Consider the following 22,436-nt stretch of genomic DNA (forward strand, 5'->3'; position numbering starts at 1 on the left):
TGGGGTAAGGAGTATGGGTTATTCTCCTTGTTCCCAATGCCCAATGCCCAATTCCCAATTCCCAATTCCCAATGCCCAATGCCCAATTCCCCAACTTTAAAACAGCTATGACCAATTCCAAGCCACGCGACGTACAAGTTTTACCAATTGCTACAAATACTAAGGCGATCAGAGCACGTAGTTGGTCACGTCTGCGGTTTGAAATTGAATACGCACTTGAAAGAGGTACTACCTCCAATTGCTATTTAATTGAAGCTGATAAAACCGCACTTATCGATCCACCGCCAGAAAGCTTTACCGAAATTTATTTAGAGGCATTGCGGCAGACTTTAGATTTGCAAAGTTTGGATTATATAATCCTGGGTCATTTTAGTCCCAATCGAGTTGCAACCCTGAAAGCAATTTTAGAATTAGCACCACAGGTAACTTTTGTCTGCTCTCTTCCCGGTGCGAACAATTTGCGTGCTGCTTTCTTAGAGCAAGATTTAAATGTCTTGGTGATGCGGGGGAAAGAAACTCTGGATTTAGGTAAGGGTCATGTTTTGAAATTCTTGCCCACTCCCAGTCCGCGTTGGCCGGAAGGACTTTGTACCTACGATCAGCAAACTCAAATTCTCTACACAGATAAGTTATTTGCAACTCATCTCTGTGGTGATGAAGTGTTTGATGATAACTGGGAAGCGCTCAAAGAAGACCAGCGTTACTACTTTAACTGCCTGATGGCTCCCCAAATTCCTCATGTGCAAGCAGCTTTGGAGAAAATATCCGATTTGCAGGTGAGAATGTATGCTGTGGGTCATGGGCCTTTGGTACGCAGCAGCTTAATCGAACTCACCAAAGCTTATGGAGAATGGAGCCGTTCTCATAACGATCGCGAAATTTCCGTTGCCCTACTTTACGCTTCAGCTTACGGGAATACAGCGACTTTAGCACAAGCGATCGCTCTGGGATTAACTAAAGGTGGAGTTGCAGTTAAATCAATCAACTGCGAATTTGCCACCCCTGATGAAATTCGCATCAACTTAGCACAGTCAGAGGGTTTTATCATTGGTTCTCCTACCATTGGTGGTCATGCGCCAACTCCCATTCATACTGCTTTAGGGATTGTGATATCAAGCGGTGACAACAGTAAACTCGCTGGGGTATTTGGTTCTTATGGCTGGAGTGGCGAAGCCTTTGACTTAATCGAAGGTAAACTCCGGGATTCTGGATATCGCTTTGGCTTTGACACCCTGAAGGTGAAGTTTAAACCTGATGATGTCACTCTCAAGTTCTGTGAAGAACTAGGTACAGACTTTGCCCAAACACTGAAAAAAGCTAAAAAGGTACGTGTACCACAACAAGCCGCTACCCCTGTGGAACAGGCTGTTGGCCGGATTGTTGGTTCCGTTTGCGTGGTGACAGCTAAACAAGGAGAAGTGTCTACCGCAATGCTAGGCGCTTGGGTTTCTCAAGCCACCTTCAATCCACCCGGAATAACAGTTGCGATCGCTAAAGAACGAGCGATCGAATCTTTAATGTATCCCGGCGGTAAGTTTGCCTTAAATATTTTACCTGAAGGCAATCATCAAGACTACATGAAGCATTTCCGTAAATCTTTCGCGCCTGGGGAAGATCGATTTGCCAACTTTAGTACAGCAGTTGCAGATAATGGCTGTACCGTCCTCACTGATGCATTAGCATATTTGGAATGCTCAGTCAACCAACGTCTGGAATGTGGCGATCATTGGGTTGTGTATGCAACTGTGGATGAAGGTAAATTACTCAAGCCTGATGCTGTTACTGCCATCAACCATCGTAAGACAGGCACTCATTATTAAATCTTTATAGGTACTCTTCAACTTAGAAGATTACCCTGCAATGCAACTCTAGCAGCATTTTTGTTACTTACTCTGTCTGCTAGAGATACAATCAACCTCAATACTTGTCGGTTAAGTGGGAAAGGGGAAGGTGGGGCCCCCTCTGGGGATAAGGGGCGGGGGGAAAGGGAAATTAAAAACCTTTAACCCTTACTTTTTAACCCTTTCCCAAAACCAAACTTTGGGTTCAAAATGCTTAACCGAGTAGTATTGCAATCAACCTCACTAGATGTCTGTACATCTAAATGAATCCACTTATCACTCTCATGTGTAGGTGGATTCATTTTTTTTGCTAGGAAAAAGGTTTTGAGGTAAAAGCGTGTTCTGCTGGTCAGGGATGCCTGCTATAAACCATGAGATAAAATCCTGTATCAATGCGTTTATAAATAACAGCAACCGCAGAACAGACGTATCTACATAATAAATTCATAGTTTTTTTATCATAAGTTTACACGTATATAGTGAAGAATTTAGCGAGTGCAAAATATGATTAAGCGAAGGTTATGAAACTTTTAAAATCTGCTCTCATCAGTAATTGTAATGTTTCATGACTAAGCCAGACAATTTATTACATTTAGCCAGTGAAAATAAGGAGATATTATTGATTAGGAAAATAGACGCGCAAAGTTTTGAGCTTAAGCCCCTTGGGATGTATTTGGTTGAAGCTGAACTAATCACTCCAGATGAATTAGACACAGCACTTAAGATACAAAAGTTGAGTGGTGAGCAGTTGGGAAAAATTCTGGCAATGCATGGTTTTGTTAGGCAGCAAACCATTGAGTACTTCATGTCAAACGTTGTATTGCCAGGGCGACGCAAAATCCTGAAAAACCAGTCTTATTCAGACAATGGTAACAGCGATCGCATCTCTGTAATTGAGCCAACGAGTTATATAAAACCAGTAGATGCGATCGCAGCGTTGCAATCATCGCATAAATTGAAAGTATATCTTTCTGCCAACAAAACCCTCAAATTCCTGCTTGGCGTGGTACTTTGCTTGGCTATTATCAGTCTTTTGGCTAATTACAATGTCTACTATCTACCTGACTTCCCTGGGAGAGATATCTCTAGAATTCTATTCGATCTCAACAGCGAGGATAATATTCCTACAATTTACTCTGGAGGAGCTTTACTATTTTGTTCTATTCTGCTACAGATCATCTTCCAAGCTCAGAGGTTAGCTAAGAATAAAGATGTCTGGGCATGGAGAGGATTGTCAATAGTTTTTGCTGGTTTATTCTTAGATGAATTGATCGGTCTTCATGAAAGACTAACTACACCACTGCGAGGTACATTTAATACTAGTGGTTTTCTTTACTACGCTTGGGTGATTGCGGGTGCTATCTTCGTACTCCTCTTTTTGCTAGTATTTGGGCGATTTGTCGCTACTCTTCCTGGCAAGACACGACGCTTATTTTTCATTGCTGGAACAATCTACGTAGCAGGTGCAATTGCTACTGAATTGGTAAGCGGATACTATGAATATTACTACACCCCCAGTAGCATGGTTTATGTCTTCATAACAACTATAGAAGAAGTGCTAGAGATGCTGGGCATAGTTATCTTTATTTATGCGCTGTTGTCGTACATAAGTTGCAATATTAAAGGTATAGATATAGGAATCCACATTATTGATTCTAGAAAGCAAGATCAGCGGACTTAGAGGTTGTTTGAAAAGTATGATTGCTAACATCTAAGCCTCGGAAACTTAACCCCCTTGTACCGCAAGGCGGAATTAAAAATTAAAAATTAAAAATGAAGACAGCGTAAGGGTTTTGTTGATTGGGAATGGGTGGTTTATTTCCGCCGTGTTGTACTAGTCATATTCCCTACAAGGGAATGGGGATTTTAAAGCCTCTTGAACTTTTGAGAAGAGGTTTGGCAGTGGAATTTATAGTATATTTTGCAACTTTTAAAATATCCTCTAACTGCCCGAAATCTACTACTCACTCAGAATAGTAACAATCTGGAAATCACTTTTGAAGGGGTGGTTCATGAAAAAGTTATCCTGCAAAACTTTGCTCTGGAAAAACTAGATAATCTCTCAGCAGTGGGTAAGATCCTGTTTAATGAGCCAATTACAATTAGTGACAGCTTTGATATCCTGAAAGCCAACTCCATCCAAAGCACCATCTTCAACAAAAACACAGTCACCTTTCTGGATGACCTGAAAAATAATGTCAATGGTTTTGACAACTTAGCTGATGTCATCAATGGTCAGGGGTGAGTGCAATTTCAGTATTAAAGCGGAAATAATATAAATTCACTTGCTGAAATTCCGCAATTGCCACCAAGACAATTGCAAAAACGCAGTGTAGCCTTTAACTAGAAAAAGAGTATCAAGGCAGTTCTTAGACAAAACGCCAACTATGGCTACTAAACTTTTATAATATTTGTTGTTCTTATGACTCCAAAACACACCAAAATTCAATTTCCCCTTTGGCAGTATCTGAACCAGCCTTTATTTAGCCACAATACTAAATTAGTATTGAATCCCCAACGCTTTGCATTGATCTGGCGTCTGCAACTTCTAGAACGCTGCTGGACTAAAGAATGTGATGCCAAAGGGCCTCAACAGCATTAGCTAGCTAAAAAGCCGTCAAACTAAGCCTCGTCCACAGAACGGGGCTTTTTGCCGTCAAGTAAAGCACTAACAGTCATGTCTCCCATAACATTAATCGCGGTACGGCAGCGATCTAGAAACCAGTCTACAGTAACTAGCAAAGCAATGTACTGGGTAGGTAAGCCTACAGAAGTGAAGACCAGTGTCATCGTTACCAGTCCAGCATTAGGAATATTCGCCGCACCTACAGATGCAAAAATCGAGGTAAGGATGACAATTAACTGCTGTCCTAGACTTAGATGTTGCCCAATTAGTTGGGAAATATATAACGCAGACATTGCTTCATAGAGGGCAGTGCCATCATTGTTGAAATTTGCCCCGACTAATGCCCCCAAAGCAGCAGAAGATTCCCTTAAACCAACTTTCGTTTGCAAAACCTCAAAGGTTATGGGCATTGCCGCTGCGGAGGAAGAAGTTGAGAAAGCTGTCAAAAAGGCATCAGAACCGCCAGCTAGAAATTTTAGCGGGTGTACCCAAGAACCAAATTTTACTCTGGTGAGGTAGTAACACGCTTGCAATACCAGCGCTAACAACACCGCGACGATGAATGCACCCAAAGATTTAAACGGTGCAAAGCCCTGCATCGCAACGGTTTTAGCAACAATCCCAAATACTGCGAACGGCACTAAGGCAATTACCCAGTTGAGGACACGAACTACCGCTTCAAATAAAATTCCGATGACATCCTCAATTGGCTGGTATCCGTTCTTACCTTGGGCGATTTGTTCAGTTTTTAATGCCCGCAGAACGATGCCAAAACTTAGAGCAATCACAATTAGTTGGATGACATTATTATCAACTAATGGCTTGAGAACAGCCTCCGGTACAGCATCTTTGAGTATTCCCCAAGGGTCAAGACTCTGAGGAGTTATTTCTGTACTTGTTGAGGTCGTTACATTCCCCCAAGTCCCCGGACGTAGTACATTCGCGACGAAAAGCCCCACTAAAATAGCTACGGTAGTGTTGGTTAAAAGTAGTACTGCCAGCCGCCGTCCGGCTGTCCCAGGGATATTGGTAGTCATCAAAGTATGCAGCACTGCTACCAGAATCAGAGGTGTAGCCAAGGCGCGGAGAGCCTTTAGCACCAATTCCGCCGGAATTGCTAAATTATTGATTAAGGTGGCGTTGCTGGGATTGGGATTCCCTGCACCAAGGGCAATTCCGACACTGACTGCCACTACTAGGGCGATGAGAATTTGCAATGTGAGAGGGATACGCTGCCACCAAGGGCGAGTTTTGGTTGCAGGCGAAGTAGTACTCTCTGTTTGACTCATTAGTTAAATACTGGTTAACTGCTGTAACTATTAAAACAACACTAATGTTAGTGGCAATTTCGGAAAAAGAACAGCTTAAATTTTGGGTAAAAACTGTTAATCTAAGATTCCGTTGGTTTGCAAAATCTGGCTCGAAAGGGTATACCACAAGGTAGGCCCCTAGAGGTATCTTGGCTTGTGGTTGGAGATGCTTATGTCCTTTGTCCCTTTACATATTCACAGTGACTACAGTCTGCTCGATGGGGCAAGTCAGCTACCAGAGTTAGTGAATCAGGCGATCGCACTGGGGATGAAAGCGATCGCTCTTACCGATCATGGTGTTATGTATGGCGCTGTTGAACTGATCAAAATTTGCCGTAGTCAAAATATTAAGCCGATTATCGGCAATGAAATGTATGTAATTAACGGCGATATCGAGAAACAAGAACGCCGTCCCAAATATCATCAGGTAGTTTTAGCTAAAAATACCAAAGGTTACAAAAATTTAGTCAAATTAACCACAATTTCTCACCTCAAAGGTGTTCAAGGTAAAGGAATTTTTTCTCGCCCTTGTATTAATAAAGATTTATTAAAAGAATATCATGAAGGCTTGATCGTCACCAGCGCTTGTTTGGGTGGAGAAGTCCCCCAAGCGATTCTCAGTAATAGACCAGATGCAGCCCGAAAAGTTGCTCAGTGGTATAAAGATGTATTTGGTGATGATTATTATCTAGAAATTCAAGACCACGGTTCCCAAGAAGACCGGATTGTTAATGTTGAAATAGTCAAAATTGCGCGGGAACTAGGCATTAAAATCATTGCCACTAATGATTCACATTTTATATCTTGTTTTGACGTTGAAGCCCACGATGCTTTGCTATGTATTCAAACTGGCAAATTAATTGTTGAAGATAAGCGGATGCGTTATAGCGGTACAGAGTATCTCAAATCTGGTGAGGAGATGCGGCAGCTATTTCGTGACCATTTACCGGATGATGTAATTGCAGAAGCGATCGCTACTACTGAAGAAGTGGCCGATAAAGTCGAGCCTTACCATATCATGGGTGAGCCTCAGATTCCTACACCTCCGATTCCTTCTGGTCATACTGCTGACACTTACGCCGAAGATGTTGCATGGAGCGGACTTTTAGAACGCTTAAATCGCAAATCTCGCCAGGAAGTCGATTCCGTCTATAAAGAAAGATTGGAATACGAACTGAAAATGATTCAGCAGATGGGTTTTTCTAAATACTTTTTAGTTGTATGGGACTACATCAAATTTGCTAGAGATAATAATATTCCTGTGGGGCCCGGTCGGGGTTCGGCGGCTGGTTCATTAGTTGCTTATGCAATGCGAATTACTAATATTGATCCTGTACATCATGGGTTACTATTTGAGCGTTTCTTGAACCCAGAACGGAAATCCATGCCTGATATTGATACGGATTTCTGTATTGAACAACGGGATAAAGTTATTGAATATGTAACTGAAAAATATGGTGCAGATAGAGTTGCCCAAATTATTACTTTTAACCGCCTAACTTCTAAAGCAGTTTTGAAAGATGTCGCCAGAGTATTAAATATTCCCTACGGGGAAGCTGACAAAATGGCGAAAATGATTCCTGTGGTGCGGGGGAAACCAACGAAACTCAAGGTGATGGTTTCCGATAAAACTCCAGAACCAGAGTTTAAAGAGAAATATGATAAAGAACCCCATGTTCGTCATTGGCTTGATATGGCGATGCGAATTGAAGGAACTAACAAAACTTTTGGTGTTCATGCAGCAGGTGTGGTAATTTCTGCCGATCCACTTGATGAAATTGTGCCGTTACAGAAGAATAATGACGGTTCTGTGATTACCCAATATTTCATGGAAGACTTGGAATCAATGGGTTTGTTGAAAATGGATTTTCTGGGTTTGCGGAACCTGACGCTAATTCAAAAAACTGTAGATTTGATTCAAGAAACGAGAGGATATCGGGTTGATCCTGATGAAATTCCCCGCCAGGAAAGAAAAGCCCAGAGGATATTAGCTAAAGGTGAACATAGCAGTTTACCTAAAGATGTCCAAAAAACTTATGAACTATTAGAAGCAGGTGAGTTAGAAGGGATATTTCAATTAGAATCTTCTGGGATGCGTCAGATCGTGCGAGATTTGAAACCTTCTAATATAGAAGATATTTCTTCAATTTTGGCACTTTATCGACCGGGACCATTAGATGCAGGGCTGATTCCTAAGTTTATTAATCGCAAACATGGTCGAGAAAAAATTGATTATCAACATACCATTCTGGAACCAATATTAGACGAAACCTATGGAATTATGGTCTATCAAGAGCAAATCATGAAAATTGCTCAGGATATGGCGGGATATTCTTTAGGACAAGCTGACTTGCTGCGTCGGGCGATGGGTAAAAAGAAAGTTTCTGAGATGCAAAAGCAGCGAGAAAAATTCGTGGATGGCGCAGCGAAAAATGGCGTTCAGAAAAAAGTCGCGGATGAATTATTTGAGCAAATGTTGAAGTTTGCTGAATATTGTTTAAGCTATGACACGGAAATATTGACAGTAGAATATGGATTAATGTCGATTGGAGAAATTGTCGAAAAAGGCATTGAATGTAGTGTGTACAGCGTTGATAATAATGGAAATATTTACACGCAACCTGTAGCACAATGGCACGATCGCGGACAACAAGAGGTGTTTGAGTATTGCTTGGAAGATGGTTCATTGATTCGGGCAACAAAAGACCATAAATTTATGACTGCTGATGGTCAAATGTTGCCAATTGATGAAATATTTGAACGGGAATTGGATTTGATGCGGGTAGAGGGTTTACCGAATTGAGAGGAGAGGTAGTGATAATTGAGGAATAGCCAGAATAGCCAGCCAGCCAGGGAATTCTATTCCCTGTCTAATAGTGCAAGTCCTCTAGAAGAGGACTAAAAAAACTTGGTTTAATTATTCGCTAGTTTTAGATAGTCGTCTTCAGACGACTTTAGCTTTCAGACAGGGAATGAAATTCCCTGTCTGCTGGCTGCTTTCTGGCTGGCTTCGTGAACTGGCTGGGCTGATTTTCTGGCTGATTCCTGATTCACTGGCTGACTGACACTGCTAATATGATAATTTTTTTCAGCAATATGGGAAACATAAATGTATGTAAATAAATACAAAATTTAAAAAATATTATGTCTCTGTGGCGACTTTATTATCATATTGTTTGGGCAACAAAAAAACGCCAACCTCTAATTACCTCCGATAAAGAAACTGGGCTTTATAATTACATCATTAATAAATCCAATAGTTTAAATTGTAGACTCCATGTCATTGGAGGTATTGAAGACCACATACATTTAGTAGTATCTATCCCGCCAACAATAGCGATCGCAGAGTTTGTGAAAAAAATTAAAGGAAGTAGTTCTCACCATTTCAACCACAATCTTTGCCCTACATCAGAAAAATTTGCTTGGCAAGAAGGATATGGTATATTCTCTTTGGGCAGTAAGCAACTTGAGCAAGCTGTTATGTATGTTCAAAATCAAAAAATACATCATCTTGAAGGCACAGTAAATTCCCATTTAGAAAAAGCAGATGCATAACCAAGAAAAAGAAACTGCTAATATCTACGGGCAACTCAAAGCTGATTGATTTAATCAATTTGCACCCAAAGAAAAAAGCAAGCGGAGAAAACTAAAAATAACTGATTTAGGTTTTGGTGAACTAGAGAGCGTAATTTTGAATTTTGAATTATTTTAATTGTGGTTTTCCCCAAAGTATGGTTTCCTGCTTGTAAATGGCAATTCCCGGTTTTGCTCCTTTGGGTTTGTAGACGTGTTTTAGCTGAGTGTAAACTACTGGCACTTGCTCACTCTGACGAGCGCGACTGTAATATGCAGCAAGATTAGCTACAAATTGCAAATCAGCTTCTTCTGCAACAGCACCCGGTTCTAAACGTAGTAATACATGACTCCCTGGAATTTCTTGAGCGTGGAACCATAAGTCATAATCCCCAGCTACACGAAAGGTCAATTGGTCATTTTGGCGATTGTTACGACCAATTAATACTTCAAAGCCGCCGGGTGTAAGGTAACGATGAAAGTTCGTGCTGGGAGGTTCGTTTGCACTGCGGCTGCGGTATTCTGGATCTTCTAGATACTTTTGTCCAATCAATTCTTCGCGGATTTCTTCTAAAGCTCGCAAATCTTCTGCTGTTTGGTAGGTGTCTATCTGAGCGATCGCAGCTTCTACTTGTTCTAAATACTCAATTTCTGTCTGCACTTCCAACAATAACGGTTCCACAGCAGCACGAGCGCGTTTCAGTTTTTGGTGCTGTTTGTAAAGACTTTGGGCATTTTGGACGGCATTTTTATCTGGTTGGAGAGCGATCGCAATTGGCAAATTTGTATCAAAATCAGCAAGGATAATTTCTTTCATCCCCGGTTCCCAGTTTTGCAAATGAGCCATCAATAAATCAGCTTTTTGTCGATACTCATCGGCTTGATCTGATTGCTGCAAGCGCGTCTTAAAGGTTTGAGCTTTATTCCGTAATTTCGCCAGAATATTATTCAATTTCTGACTCAACTGATGGCGCAATTGCGAAAATAACTGTTGGTCAATCTGGTTACTGTAATAACAGTTAAGCAACTCTTGGATATTTTTGACCTTTTCAACTGCACCCCAACCCATGACGGTGTAGCCATCTTTTGTCCAAGCGGGTTGAAATTTTCTGGAATCCAAGGCTTGCAGCCATTCTTCCCAACGCTCAAACAACCGTCGCCAGTCGTCGGGGTTTAGAGTATCGGTGGATGTTTCTGGTGCAATATTTGCTTCTAGCAGCATTAACTCCAGTAGTGCTGCACTCAAACCACTATAACTTTTCAGCAATTGCCGCTTGATTGCGCCTGGTACTAAACTTACTCGTTCTTGCCAACGTTCTTGGGATTCGTTCAAACTGGGGACAGTGCCAGTCAGTTTCGGTGGTGTTTCATAAGGTTGTCCGGTTTGGATGGGACGAACACTAGATTGTTGCTGACTGACTTGATGAGCAGCTGTGATAATTATATTGTTAGCGTCGGTGAGAATGACGTTGCTATACTTGCCCATGATTTCTGCATAGACATGATACAGGGCAGTTTCTCCGGGACGACGAGCAAATTGCAAATCAATAACCCGCTCCCAAGGAGCGATCGCTTCAATAGCTACCAGCGCCAAACCACCCAATTGGTGTATCAGTTGTTGGCTAAAGGTAAAAGTGTCTGGCGATCGCGGTGGTGGATCACCAATACAAATATGTGCAGCTTGCGGATGCCAAGAAATCTGTAGCCAATCCCGCTGTTTCAGGGTGCGTAATGCTATGGCAATAGTGTAGCGATCGCGCTGATAAACCTGTTCTGTCCGCGAGGGCAGCCAGTTAGCGCGGATTTCGCTACAAGTAGCTGTAAGAGTGGTGAAGTCAACTGGTTGCATAGCCATTCGCGTTCAAAGGTCGATGCTCAGTATACTTCTATCTATTGATATTAGCGTAGGCGTAACTCGCCTTCTCTACGAGACGTACTGTTAAATCAGTATCGCCTAATTGAAGTGATTTATTCCTTCTGGCGTTGTTTTTGGTGTTATATATCTGTGATGAATTTTTGGATATTCCCCTATTCAATTTGTTGCCTAAGCGATGGTGTTAAAATCATTATTCCTCTCACAACTTCCTCAGGAGTAGCCGTACCATCGATTATCTTTGGTGCAATCGCCATCACTTCCAAAGCCAGGTTTGTTGGAATTCCCTTTGCTTCTAACCGCTTCAATTCCAAAACGTCAATACCTGCTGTTAATCCATCCAAATACTCTTCTACACTCACTCCCAAATTTTCAATTTCTACCATGAGTATAATTTCCTGGTTTTTGTTTGACGTTTCAGGCGATACCTTATAGTTAACTCAAAGCGATCGCTATTTTTCCCGTGATTGACGATGCCTGAAACCCTTATTATAAAAAGGTATTGCTCAGAAAATCAAACAGTATTGCCAAATTACTTACGGTTAGTTGGCAATACTGTTTAGTCAAAGGTTGTTTGTGAGAATTTCAGAGGTGTAAAGACACAAATTTTCCATCTCTACAGAATTTATCGGTCTGTAAATGATTTGATTCTAATCGTATGGGGTTGCTTGTAAGGTTATTTAGCAAGCAATAAGGTTTCTTTAGCTGGTTCTAGCAGTTCGGTATAAAGCTCACTTAACTGAGTTGCGACGCCATGCCAGCTAAACTTGCTTTCGACACGCTTTCTACCGGCTTTACCCAATTCGTCTCGCCACTCTGGATTTAAGAGAATTCTGTCGATGGCAGAAGCAAAGGCATCTACATCTTGCGGTGGAGCCAATAAACCAGTTTCTTCATTAACCACCGTAAACTGAAGCCCGCCGACATCACTAGCTACAACTGGTGTACCGCTTGCCATCGCTTCGATCGCTACGAGTCCAAAGGGTTCGTAGTGACTGGGAACAACGCAAACATCAGCAGCCGCGTAATAAGTTGGCAAAACATCTTGACTGAGACGACCAGCAAGGGTGGTAAAGTCGCTTATACCTAATTCGTTGATAATAGCCTCAATGCGATCGCGCTCAATTCCGTCGCTATTACCTGGAGTACTACCACCACCAATAATTAACTGGAGATTCTTGGAGTCGCGTAGCCCAGACTCGTTTACTGCCCGCACCAAAGTTTCTATGCCTTTGCGTGGGTCAAAACGTCCTACATATAATACAACTTTCGTTTCTTTATCAATACCCAATTCAGCCCTGGCTGCTTCTCGTGCAATCGAACCAAACCGCTGAATATCTGTACCACAGGGAATGATGTCGATATTGCCTTTAGTGGAAACTAGCGATCGCATGTGTTGCTGTTCTTGCGGACTTGTCGCCACAATTCGCTCTGCTATTTCCAACACCTCTTTTTCTACTGCTAATCGCTGACTAGCAATCAGAGGAATATCTTCTATAGTGTTGTACTTGACTGCTCCTAATGAGTGGTAAGTGTGAACCTGTTTACTCTCTTGGATTTTCTTTAACTCCATCCCCACCCAACTAGAGAGCCAATAATTCGTGTGAACTAACTGGTATGTAATATCATTTTTTGCTTGAAATTTTAGGAAATTATCCACAAATTCTGGCAGAAATTCAAAAATATCATCTCGCGGCACAAACTCAAGGGGGCCAGCTTTTAAACGAATAGTTCGACAATTGTTGCTATGTTCAACAATTGAGTCTTGCTCCAGACTCACCTTGCGGGTAAACATATCAACTTGCCATCCTAGCTGCGCTAGTGCTTCACCCACGTGGCGCACATAAACATTTTGTCCCCCAGCTTCTTCTTTCCCTATTTCAATCGCTGGATCTCCGTGGACGGAAATTAAGGCGATACGTTTTTCGGTGGTAGAGTTCATAGTTTGTGTGTTGCTGATTTTAACAAAGTTTTAGGCTGTTCCAAGTTCGTGCATAGCACGCTTACCTGAATTCTTTAGGAACTTTGATTAATATTGATTTTAATTTACTATGTCTAATATTTTTTTACATCTTCTGCCAGAAGTATACTTTTAGATAAAATACTTGTATTTAATTTCTTTCGAGATAGAAAATTGCTGTACTTGCATCTCATACTTTTGATAGATGAAAATTATATTTTTTCATCTACGCCGTGCAAATATAGTTCCATAGATAGATGCCTTGATGTAAGTTCGACGAAGTTATAGTAGAACTTAGGAGGTAGGAGTAAAAAAAGTTTTTGCTCAGGCTTGCAGAACAAAGCACAATACCTAACTAACTTACAATCTGCTGTAAAAAATAGCCGTAGGCAGAGCCGATAAACCTTTTAGGTCAATATCTAAAGAAGGTTTCTTTTTCTGGTAAGTGTCGGCAAGCATCCCAGTGAAAAGATTGCTCACCAAATTAGGTACACTCTAAGATAGATTGTGTGAAAATTGACGAACTTTTTTCGAGTGTCGCCAAATAGGTTACTGAGAATACTTTCAGTTATTTTTGCTACAAAGACTATTGTTGCTAAAATTTAACCTCTTGTAAAAGTGCTTTTTGCACTCTTGTGGGAAAAGACGAAGCAGGAAAGGGTTAAATACAAAACATTTAACGAACCTTGGGGGTTTAAGTCCTAGCCTTTGAAGGGCAGCTTTGATGCCTAAACTAAATCCCCGGACGCGACGCTCCTGCGTCGCTAACGCTGCGCTATCGCAGACTCGCTAACACAAAACGTAATTGCTCTCTTCTCTACGAGACGCTCCGCGAACGTAGCTGTAGCGAGTCCACATACTCTTACAAAGAAGCAAGCTACGCTTTTAGCGTCTCGTAGAGAGCGTAATTGCGTTAGCGGAGCGGGGCGTTAGCCCATTGCGAATTGCGAATTGCGAATTGCGAATTGGTTTAACCCTTCCCCCTGCCTCTTCGTTGAACCCATATTGTATGAAGTAGTAAGAATAACTGTTAAATATTGATGCAAAATCGGGGAATTGATTGAATTTGCTTCGGAAAGTTTCAGATTATATTTTCAATCATTAATAAATTTCAGGAGCAAATCAGGTGTTTACTTCAACCTTACTCGCTGCTGCAACTACACCCCTACAATGGAGTCCTACAGTTGGGCTGATTATCATTCTCGCTAATATTGTTGCCATTGCCTTTGGCAAATCTAGCATTAAGTATCCCAACGCAGAGCCAAAACTACCCTCATCTAATTTATTTGGTGGTTTTGGTTTACCAGCGCTTTTAGCAACTACCGCCTTTGGTCACATCTTAGGAGTGGGCGTTGTCTTAGGGCTGCATAACCTGGGAAGAATTTAGGTTCTTACCCAAGTTAGCTTTTATTTGAAGATTCTTTTGTCTCCAGCTTTGAGCCAGAGAGTTATTTCTCTGGCTCTTTTTTATTGTGGTGGCGACAACTATCTAACTCTTAACAAATGTCCACTCTAGTACTTTAATGGGAGCTTCTTGTAGTGCTTTAGTTAGTTCGCTACTACTTTCAAATTTTACTTGGGAGAGTTCGCAGGCTTCGACGTTGACTGTAAATTTATCGTCTTGGAAGGGCCATGGTTTAACAACAACCAATTTATCACTGCGCTGCATGATGTCATAGCGCTGACCTTCAGGGCCCTTGCTAATCTCTAAAAACCGCTCATCCTCAGGTAGTTGTTGCTGGCATAAGATGAGAGAAAGGCGATCGCACCATTGCATAAATGCATAGGCTGCATCAACTTCCTCCTTTTTGATCCCCAGTTCTTTGCGCCAACTTTGCTGATTTTGAAGTTGTTCATCCAAAACTTTGTCTAGTTTTGAAGACTTTCCCCGCCTTGGCTCATTTAAACGGCTGATGTGCATAGAAATTAATAGAGCCACCCATCGTCCACGGTAAAGGGCATTCTTTGCCAGATCAGCCAATTTCTCGACACCGGCATCTGCATCGGCATTTGAGTTAAGGGTGAAATCCTGTGGCGCACCCGCTTCAGTCAAAATATCTTCTTCCCACTCTTTTTCTAGGTCATCGTGATGGGAAATTGCAGCCATCGTTTCATATAACCTTGCGGGAGCATCTTTACGTCGCCATTGTCCCGCCAGTTGAGCTGCTAATAGAGCATGGGCACGATGATAAATGACTTCCCAACCATTTGGCGTAGCGTTGACAATCACAAGTTAATCTCCTGATTCTGAGTTTTGAATTTGAGTTGAATTAATTTCTGAAATCAGAAATGTTGATGTAGATATTGATGAGCGATCGCTCTAATTTTTTTAGTGTGGCTGAATAATAGCTACAAGTATTTTCACTTGAGTGTAATAGCCAAATACTCAGTTGAAATTCCCGACCTTTCTAAAAAGTCGGGAATCTTTTTGTTTATGAGATGTAGCTTAACAGCCTAACAATTACTAAAGAGAGTGGCTGCCTAGCGGATGATTGAACTTTTCAAGAATCTGTTAAAAATCTCTTTACATCAAATCAACCTATACTCTAACTGCAACCTATGCAATTAAGAGTGACTTTCTAGCGGATTAGCAACATACTTGAATGTTGGCTCAGAATTCCAAGGGCCACGTTCATCTTTACCATTTCCATTTGTAGATAGGTTGTAGTAAAGAGCAACAGTGTCATCTGGCTTAACATTACCAAAAAATGGATCTGTCAACTTACCCAGTGAATCTAGAGCTTTCATAAACATCTGTGTATGAGAAATTTCTCGTGTTAACAGATGGACTAAAGTTTCTTGGGTTTCTTTATCAGTTGCCAACTTAATCAATGATTCGTAAGTCTGACGAGCGCCCGCTTCTGCTGCAACGTTAGCTCTTAAATCACGCACTACATCTCCACCCTCATTCAAGTAGCTTGCAGTCCAAGCAGTACCTTGGCTATCTAGAAAATGAGGCCCAATTCCTCGAACTGCAAAGAGAGTACTCTTATAAGCCTCTGTTTGATCTACATTTTTAGTATGAGCTTCAATGAGTTTACCAACCATTTCTAAATGGCTGAATTCCTCGATCGCAATGTCTTGGAGCATATCTTTAATGCCAGCATTTTCGACGTGGAATGATTGAACCCAATATTGCAAAGCTGCACTAAGCTCGCCAGTAGCGCCGCCAAACTGCTCTAAAAGTAACTGAGCAAAACGAGGATTTGGCTCACTAACGTTAACTGCACGAATAGGCTCTTTTTTGTGAAAAAACATAGATTGATACTTCCAAAAATTATGATGTTAGAGAAGGGAGCGAAACTTTAGCAGTTGCACCTGCCAAAATTACTAAAACTACTCAAGCAATAATACTTATAAGCTTCCTCAACAATCTCACTTGTATATAAGTTATCAACTCTGAACTAAAATTCTTTCTACCAGATGGGATAAATGCCGAATCCAAAAGTTAGACAAAAATGTTTATATCAAGATTATTTGGATAATAATTAGCATTTATAGTATAAAAATGTTATGCAAAACTTTTGTCAGATAAATCAGGAATTATTGAATAGACTAGTCTAGAAGTTATTCGCCCTATAACTAGACATTAATCCATGAACTAATTATATTTTTTATGCTTTTTATATCTATCTGAAGATGGAAAAATATTATCTAACTTTTTGCAGATGCATTGAAATAATTTGTAATTCGTAATTTATAATTACTGAAATCCCCTCAACTGCTATTTTCAAAGTAAATTGAGGGGATAATATGTAGCCAATATTTGCAAAAGCGATATCAAATGGCGCGGGAGAATTTTGTCTCTCGCGTTCTGGTGTGAGTATCAAATATGACGGCAATATTTCTGACTAATAATCTACCGATGTCTGTAATCTGGATCTGATTTTTTGATAAACTGACTAGACCATCGGCTTCTAGTGGTTTTAATGCCTCTATTTCCTCGGAGAAATATTCATCAAAATTGATATGATATTTATTTTCAACATCTTGCTTATGCAACTGAAAGTGAGACATAATACCCATGATGACATCCCGTCTGATGATGTCATTTTGAGTAAGTTTGATGCCTTTACTAACAGGTAAACTACCTGCTGCAATTGTCTGATAATAATCCTTTAATTCCTTGTGATTTTGGGCATAAGCATCTTCTAGCATACTGATGGATGTAGAACCAAAACCAAAGAGTTCTGTTTCAGCGTGGGTAGTGTAGCCTTGAAAATTGCGTTTGAGAGTGCCATTGCGTTGAGCGATCGCTAGTTCGTCATCAGTTTTAGCAAAATGATCCATCCCAATAAATAGATATTGGTTATTTGTCAATTCTTCAATGGTCATTTTCAGAATCTCTAACTTTTCCTCTGCTGGCGGTAGTGCCTCTTGAGGAATATTTTTTTGCGTCGGTTTGAGCCACGGTACATAGGCAAAGTTAAAGACCACAATTCGGTCAGGATCTAATTCAATAGTCTTTTTCAGCGTCTCCCGAAATGTCTCGCGGTTTTGATAGGGTAAACCATAAATTAGGTCTACATTCACACTTTCAAACTTAGCTTCTTTGACCCAACTCATGACATCAAAGAGCATTTCTTCTGGCTGGACACGATTAACAGCTACTTGAACTTGGCTATTAAAATCCTGAATGCCAAAACTAATACGGTTAAACCCAATCTCTCTCAGAAAGAAAATGTAGTTTTTATCGATATAGCGGGGATTAATCTCAATTGAGATTTCTGCTTCTGAATCGATGTTGAAATAGCGATTTATATTTTTCCATAAAACTTCTACCTGGTGACGCTCTAAGTAATTAGGAGTACCACCTCCCCAGTGGATTTGCAGTACTTTTCTGTCTGGATCGATTAAAGCTGCGGTGTTTTTGATGTCTTGAATCAAAGACTCCACATAAGGTTTAGCAATATTCTTGTTGTTGGAAATTACTGTGTTACAGCCGCAGAAGTAGCAAGCACTTTGGCAAAAAGGGATGTGGAAATACAAACTCATAGGGGTTTTGCGTTGGTTCGATGCTGCGATCGCGGCCTTAAAATCAGTTTCGGTGAATGTTTCGCTTAACTCTGTAGCGGGCGGGTAACTGGTGTATCTAGGTGCGCGAGTGTCGTACTTTTGAATCAGATCCAGATCAAACTTGACACCAGGTAGTAGAAAAACCATTGAGTTTCTTTCCAATGAATGAAGGGAGTGGGGAGATAATGGAGATGAGGAGCAGGGGAGAAATAACCAATGACAAATGACAAATGACAAATGACAAATGACTAACTTAATTAGCCGCAGCGATTTCAGTACTACCTGAATTCTGAGAACGAGTAAGGCTATTAAACAGGACTTGACCGAGTGCTTTAATTAAACTTCCCTCTAACTCCTGAGCCATCTGTAAATTGAACCCAAAGGCATTATTAGCTTCTGCAACAATCCGTTCTGCTGTTATATCATCAACGGTTAATGCATTTAATGCCTGACGATACTTATCCTTAAATGCCTTTTTGTCAGGAATTTGCTCAAAATTGTAAAAGGATGTACCCTCATAACCAGAAAGGTTCAAGGCTGACTGAGCAACTTTTTGTAGCATTTGACCCCCTGAGAGATCGCCCATGTAGCGAGTGTAGGCATGACCTAGCAATAAGGCTGGTTCACTAGCAGAAATTTCCCGAATGCGATCAATGTACTTTTGGGCAGCGAATGAGGGTGTAACCTGCTCTCTCCAGTTATCCCCATAATAGAACACCATGTCTTTTTCGAGCGAGGATTGGCGATTAAGTTCGGGGAAGTAAACCGCACTAATCACAGGATGCTCTACATGGCTCTCTAATGCTGCTTCTAGTTCGCTGTAGATGTAATACAAGTTGCTTAAGAACTTGGCGAAGCAGTCTCTATCCACAACTCCTTGCAAAAAACATTTCATGAATCCCACATTTTCTGCTGATGTGTGGGCTTGTTGAGTTCCAGAGCGGAGTTTGATGGCTAGATTGCTACTCATTGTTGCTTCCTTCATTGTTCAAGTGCAAGGCTTGTGGGCAGTCACCGACTCAGGATGCCTGCCAGGGCCAACTAAAAAATTGTTATTCTAGGTTTAGAGAGGATCTGCATCACTCTATCCAGCAAATACCACTGCCGATGCAAATCCCAGCTATTTTATTTCTCCTAAAATTATTTAACTATTAATAGTTCTATAGCTATTAAGTTATTAATATTTATTTATTGTTTGACAAGCCATTTGTTGACAAAAAGGCATGAGGTTAGGAGTATTAATTGAAACTTTAGTTCTGGTTTATTGCTCAATTCATAAAAAAATTATACCGAGACGCGCAGCGCCTTCGGCGGCAAGCTACGCTCAACAATTGTAAAATTCTGCCAAAAACTACCCTTGATAACCTCCATTTTTGGCATTTTTGGGCATCTATTGCAGACTTAGGAACCCCGCGCGAATAAGTTACTTTTTTTAGTAGCTGAACCCCCTGGGAATCAAGGTTAATTTTTTTCAAAACAGGTAAGTTATTTTTACGCGACTCCTTACCTAATCAAACTCGTTGATGCTGATTAAACATCTCCAAAAATAAAATAGGAAAAATTTAACTTAACCTTATCCTTTCGTTGATTTATTCTTAGTTGTGCAAAGACTTTTAATACAATATATTTTATTTAAACAGTATTAAATCTTCTATAAAAATCCAATTTAATTTTTGAAAAACTTTACTGCTGGTAGCTTTGGGTGATGTAAATCAGAGCTTCAGTATACTTAATAATATTAATACCGAGCTATTAAGAGTTCTATGTGATATTGTCAAAACAGGTTTAAGGATTCAGCCTAACTGTTTGGTATCGTACTTACTAAATCAGGATAAACTCTATGTATCGATTCCAGATCAGTGCATACACTCAAACGGGCGAATCCATTGGTTTGGTCGGTTCGAGTCCAGAGTTGGGATTGTGGGACATCACCAAATGTGTCCATTTGCGTACAAGTGGCGATCGCTATCCTTTATGGTGGACAGATATAGAAATTGACATTCAGCCGCCTTTAGAATCAGGTGATGACCAGAGAGTTGAATACAAGTATGTGCGCCTCGATGCAAACGGCAATGCCCGATGGGAGAGCTTACTAGATACAAACCGCTGGATTCCCATTGATCCTAACGATCATTCCAGCACAATTATTGTGGATGATGGCGCATTCGGTTATTTACAACCTTACCCCTTTGGATACATTAATCAGCCGGCTGTCACAATGCCTGTGGAAGAAGAGGCTGAAAGCCTCAAAATCGTGGTTATTGGCAGTTCCGTCGCATTAGGTCATAAAGCCTGGTTTTTGAAAGGTTGGGTCTGGCTATTGGCACAGGCTTTACAGCAAAAATATGGGCATCAACTTGTGAATGTGTCGGAAGTGGGGGCGAATGTCAGCAGAACGATCGCTCGATTTGGGTCAGTTGTCACCCCAGAACGACCGGATATCGTGATTATTGCCCTATCTCTGGGTAACGAAGGGTTAGCTTACTGTCACCCTCACGAACGGCGGGCAGTACAGCGGCGGTTTGAAAGTGGCTTGCAGCAGTTGGTGAAAATGACGCGCGACATCGGGGCTATTCCGATTTTGGGCGGAGTCTATCCCAATGGCGACTATTCCCTGGAGCATTACTGGCTGATGCAAGACACACACAAGCGAATGCTAAGTTGGGACGTAACCGTACTAGATTGGTTGGCAGTTGTAGATGATGGGCAAGGACGATGGAAAGCGGGGACATCCTTCGATCCGGCTCACCCAAACGCGATCGGTCACAGCCTGATGTATCAGCAGATAGATCAGCACCTATTCGATATCGACAAAGACGGATTGGCAAAAGAAAAACAACGCTTCCAGCAACCGAATGAATTTGCCATCTACTTTGACACTGTAGGTTTTCATGTCTCTGTCTGTATCGAAGAGAAGCGTTTACGGATCATTAATCAATCACAATACAACTACACGATCGCTCCCTATTGGCAGGAATTGCAAACTGCACTGCAAAGTCAGGCAAGATTGATACCAGGTATTTACATTGCGAAATCTGTGAAGCCAGGGACACTCCCCTTCTTCGCTGTACAAGAGGATGGCGCGATCGCAACTACATTAGATATTCCCCCTAGTGCCGATCTAGAATATAGCGCCGCCTTCAATCTCTTTTCGCCAAACAACTCACAAGTTTTGTTCTATGACGGGCATCTGGGGATTTTGCAAGCGGACGAACGCCACCTCTGGGTAATCAACGAATCAGAAAATGAGTACAACATCCAGCCCATGTGGACAGAGGTTTGCAACGCACTTAAAGCCATGCCATCGGGTGTCTATGAAGATCCACTTTATCCCGATGCCCCCTTCCGCACCCTGATGATTGGTAACGATGGGCTAGAAAGCCGAGTGAAAGTACAACCCAAGTCTGCGGTGTTTTTCCAATACAAATGTCAGTTATCGGATATCAAGCGTGTGGCGATTCTTCCCCTTGGCGATCGCTGTGCCGTCCGCATGATGTTGTACAAGATGGAGTACGATGGCCCCGCCTTTCCCTTTGATCTGACACGCACGACTAATATTGCAGATGTTGCGGATGCGATCGCAAACGGTTTTTATGATATGTGGAACCCTGCCTTCCTGCACTACAGCCCAGATGCAGGCAGAATTTACCATAGTAAGTGGTCGGGTTTGTCTTTTGCCCATGAAGTTGAGGAGACAGACGACCCAAGAAGCGATATGTCTCCCGTCCATGAACGGATGCGCGTTCGGTACACAGCACGTTCTGAAAGGTTTTGGTATGCACTGCGGCACTGCGACAAAGTACTTTTCGTCCGCACGGGAATTTGCGATCGCGGTGGCGTAATTGATCTGGTCAACAAGCTACAAAAACAATGTCAGGGGAAGCCATTTCATCTCCTGCTTCTTTCTCCCCAAAGCGATGATGAGTTTTTAGACCTCCCCAATGTGCTGCACTACAATGTCGAGTTTAATCCCGATCGTATGTATGACGATTTGGGACACTGGATGTATTGCACAGAAGTGATGCGAGGAATTCTAGAATCCCTTGGTGTGTCCAGTAAAAACCTCTTTTGGTGCCCACCCAAACCGGCGAAGGGGTGGGAAACTAGTACCGCAAGGCGGAATTAAAAATTAAAAATTAAAAATTAAAAATGAAGACAGCCGTGCTGTACTAGGTAGAGGCGATCGCTCTTTGATTGTCCAACTCCTTGGAATTACTGTGAGTTAGCGCTTGCAACC

General features: G+C 41.5%; 16 protein-coding genes. 8 read left to right on the forward strand and 8 right to left on the reverse strand.

Annotated features, from left to right (window positions below; all coding sequences use genetic code 11):
• Positions 1 to 107 precede the first annotated feature (107 nt).
• From HUN01_RS30755 to HUN01_RS30770, 4 genes are all read left to right on the forward strand, one after another.
• Positions 108 to 1,820 carry a diflavin flavoprotein gene (locus tag HUN01_RS30755; RefSeq protein WP_181929335.1) on the forward strand — a complete coding sequence of 571 codons (1,713 nt, stop codon included), beginning with the start codon at positions 108 to 110 and terminating at the stop codon, positions 1,818 to 1,820.
• Positions 1,821 to 2,406: 586 nt separating this feature from the next.
• Entirely contained in the window at positions 2,407 to 3,522 is a 1,116-nt protein-coding gene (locus tag HUN01_RS30760) for a cyclic di-GMP-binding domain-containing protein, MshE-related (RefSeq protein WP_238845750.1), read from the forward strand.
• Between the two features lie 240 nt (positions 3,523 to 3,762).
• Complete coding sequence (locus tag HUN01_RS30765) at positions 3,763 to 4,086, forward strand: hypothetical protein (RefSeq protein WP_181929336.1); 324 nt, start codon at positions 3,763 to 3,765, stop codon at positions 4,084 to 4,086.
• 177 nt (positions 4,087 to 4,263) lie between these two features.
• A complete protein-coding gene (locus HUN01_RS30770) occupies positions 4,264 to 4,443 on the forward strand; it encodes a hypothetical protein (protein ID WP_181929337.1) in 180 nt (59 codons plus the stop codon).
• A 20-nt stretch (positions 4,444 to 4,463) separates the two neighbouring features.
• On the opposite strand, the gene HUN01_RS30775 is transcribed toward HUN01_RS30770, so the two are convergent.
• Complete coding sequence (locus tag HUN01_RS30775; RefSeq protein WP_181929338.1) at positions 4,464 to 5,756, reverse strand: dicarboxylate/amino acid:cation symporter; 1,293 nt, start codon at positions 5,754 to 5,756, stop codon at positions 4,464 to 4,466.
• Positions 5,757 to 5,949: 193 nt separating this feature from the next.
• Here HUN01_RS30775 and HUN01_RS30780 point away from each other — a divergent pair, with 193 nt between their 5' ends.
• Positions 5,950 to 8,580 carry a DNA polymerase III subunit alpha gene (locus HUN01_RS30780; RefSeq protein WP_181929339.1) on the forward strand — a complete coding sequence of 877 codons (2,631 nt, stop codon included), beginning with the start codon at positions 5,950 to 5,952 and terminating at the stop codon, positions 8,578 to 8,580.
• 341 nt (positions 8,581 to 8,921) lie between these two features.
• On the forward strand, positions 8,922 to 9,332 hold the full coding sequence (gene tnpA / locus HUN01_RS30785; protein WP_181929340.1) for an IS200/IS605 family transposase: 411 nt from the start codon (positions 8,922 to 8,924) through the stop codon (positions 9,330 to 9,332).
• A gap of 148 nt (positions 9,333 to 9,480) precedes the next feature.
• Here the strand turns inward: tnpA and HUN01_RS30790 are convergent, their stop codons facing one another.
• The 3 genes from HUN01_RS30790 to HUN01_RS30800 form a co-directional block, all read right to left on the reverse strand.
• Complete coding sequence (locus HUN01_RS30790) at positions 9,481 to 11,199, reverse strand: Rqc2 family fibronectin-binding protein (RefSeq protein WP_181932886.1); 1,719 nt, start codon at positions 11,197 to 11,199, stop codon at positions 9,481 to 9,483.
• 179 nt (positions 11,200 to 11,378) lie between these two features.
• Entirely contained in the window at positions 11,379 to 11,609 is a 231-nt protein-coding gene (locus HUN01_RS30795) for a hypothetical protein (protein ID WP_181929341.1), read from the reverse strand.
• A 290-nt stretch (positions 11,610 to 11,899) separates the two neighbouring features.
• Complete coding sequence (locus HUN01_RS30800) at positions 11,900 to 13,165, reverse strand: glycosyltransferase family 4 protein (RefSeq protein ID WP_181929342.1); 1,266 nt, start codon at positions 13,163 to 13,165, stop codon at positions 11,900 to 11,902.
• A gap of 1,144 nt (positions 13,166 to 14,309) precedes the next feature.
• Between HUN01_RS30800 and psaK the strand changes: the two genes are divergently transcribed.
• On the forward strand, positions 14,310 to 14,570 hold the full coding sequence (gene psaK / locus HUN01_RS30805; RefSeq protein WP_069073294.1) for a photosystem I reaction center subunit PsaK: 261 nt from the start codon (positions 14,310 to 14,312) through the stop codon (positions 14,568 to 14,570).
• 102 nt (positions 14,571 to 14,672) lie between these two features.
• Here the strand turns inward: psaK and HUN01_RS30810 are convergent, their stop codons facing one another.
• The 4 genes from HUN01_RS30810 to HUN01_RS30825 all read right to left on the reverse strand — a co-directional run bounded on the left by HUN01_RS30810 (position 14,673) and on the right by HUN01_RS30825 (position 19,169).
• Complete coding sequence (locus HUN01_RS30810; protein ID WP_181929343.1) at positions 14,673 to 15,413, reverse strand: DUF3891 family protein; 741 nt, start codon at positions 15,411 to 15,413, stop codon at positions 14,673 to 14,675.
• A gap of 335 nt (positions 15,414 to 15,748) precedes the next feature.
• On the reverse strand, positions 15,749 to 16,441 hold the full coding sequence (locus tag HUN01_RS30815) for a manganese catalase family protein (RefSeq protein ID WP_181929344.1): 693 nt from the start codon (positions 16,439 to 16,441) through the stop codon (positions 15,749 to 15,751).
• A gap of 522 nt (positions 16,442 to 16,963) precedes the next feature.
• Entirely contained in the window at positions 16,964 to 18,346 is a 1,383-nt protein-coding gene (gene hemN, locus HUN01_RS30820; protein WP_181929345.1) for an oxygen-independent coproporphyrinogen III oxidase, read from the reverse strand.
• Positions 18,347 to 18,452: 106 nt separating this feature from the next.
• Positions 18,453 to 19,169, reverse strand: a complete 717-nt coding sequence (locus HUN01_RS30825) for a biliverdin-producing heme oxygenase (RefSeq protein WP_181929346.1) — start codon at positions 19,167 to 19,169, stop codon at positions 18,453 to 18,455.
• An 870-nt stretch (positions 19,170 to 20,039) separates the two neighbouring features.
• Here HUN01_RS30825 and HUN01_RS30830 point away from each other — a divergent pair.
• Positions 20,040 to 22,325, forward strand: a complete 2,286-nt coding sequence (locus HUN01_RS30830) for a DUF1796 family putative cysteine peptidase (protein ID WP_181929347.1) — start codon at positions 20,040 to 20,042, stop codon at positions 22,323 to 22,325.
• Positions 22,326 to 22,436: the final 111 nt, after the last annotated feature.

This window comes from Nostoc edaphicum CCNP1411 (genome assembly GCF_014023275.1).
GTDB lineage: Bacteria > Cyanobacteriota > Cyanobacteriia > Cyanobacteriales > Nostocaceae > Nostoc > Nostoc edaphicum_A.

Excerpts from the sequence above, each read along its gene's own strand:
- HUN01_RS30755 (WP_181929335.1), top strand. The coding sequence starts at position 108 with ATGACCAATTCCAAGCCACGCGACGTACAAGTTTTACCAATTGCTACA.
- HUN01_RS30760 (WP_238845750.1), top strand. The coding sequence starts at position 2,407 with ATGACTAAGCCAGACAATTTATTACATTTAGCCAGTGAAAATAAGGAG.
- HUN01_RS30770 (WP_181929337.1), top strand. The coding sequence starts at position 4,264 with ATGACTCCAAAACACACCAAAATTCAATTTCCCCTTTGGCAGTATCTG.
- HUN01_RS30775 (WP_181929338.1), bottom strand. The coding sequence starts at position 5,756 with ATGAGTCAAACAGAGAGTACTACTTCGCCTGCAACCAAAACTCGCCCT.
- HUN01_RS30780 (WP_181929339.1), top strand. The coding sequence starts at position 5,950 with ATGTCCTTTGTCCCTTTACATATTCACAGTGACTACAGTCTGCTCGAT.
- tnpA (WP_181929340.1), top strand. The coding sequence starts at position 8,922 with ATGTCTCTGTGGCGACTTTATTATCATATTGTTTGGGCAACAAAAAAA.
- HUN01_RS30790 (WP_181932886.1), bottom strand. The coding sequence starts at position 11,199 with ATGCAACCAGTTGACTTCACCACTCTTACAGCTACTTGTAGCGAAATC.
- HUN01_RS30795 (WP_181929341.1), bottom strand. The coding sequence starts at position 11,609 with ATGGTAGAAATTGAAAATTTGGGAGTGAGTGTAGAAGAGTATTTGGAT.
- HUN01_RS30800 (WP_181929342.1), bottom strand. The coding sequence starts at position 13,165 with ATGAACTCTACCACCGAAAAACGTATCGCCTTAATTTCCGTCCACGGA.
- HUN01_RS30815 (WP_181929344.1), bottom strand. The coding sequence starts at position 16,441 with ATGTTTTTTCACAAAAAAGAGCCTATTCGTGCAGTTAACGTTAGTGAG.
- hemN (WP_181929345.1), bottom strand. The coding sequence starts at position 18,346 with ATGGTTTTTCTACTACCTGGTGTCAAGTTTGATCTGGATCTGATTCAA.
- HUN01_RS30825 (WP_181929346.1), bottom strand. The coding sequence starts at position 19,169 with ATGAGTAGCAATCTAGCCATCAAACTCCGCTCTGGAACTCAACAAGCC.
- HUN01_RS30830 (WP_181929347.1), top strand. The coding sequence starts at position 20,040 with ATGTATCGATTCCAGATCAGTGCATACACTCAAACGGGCGAATCCATT.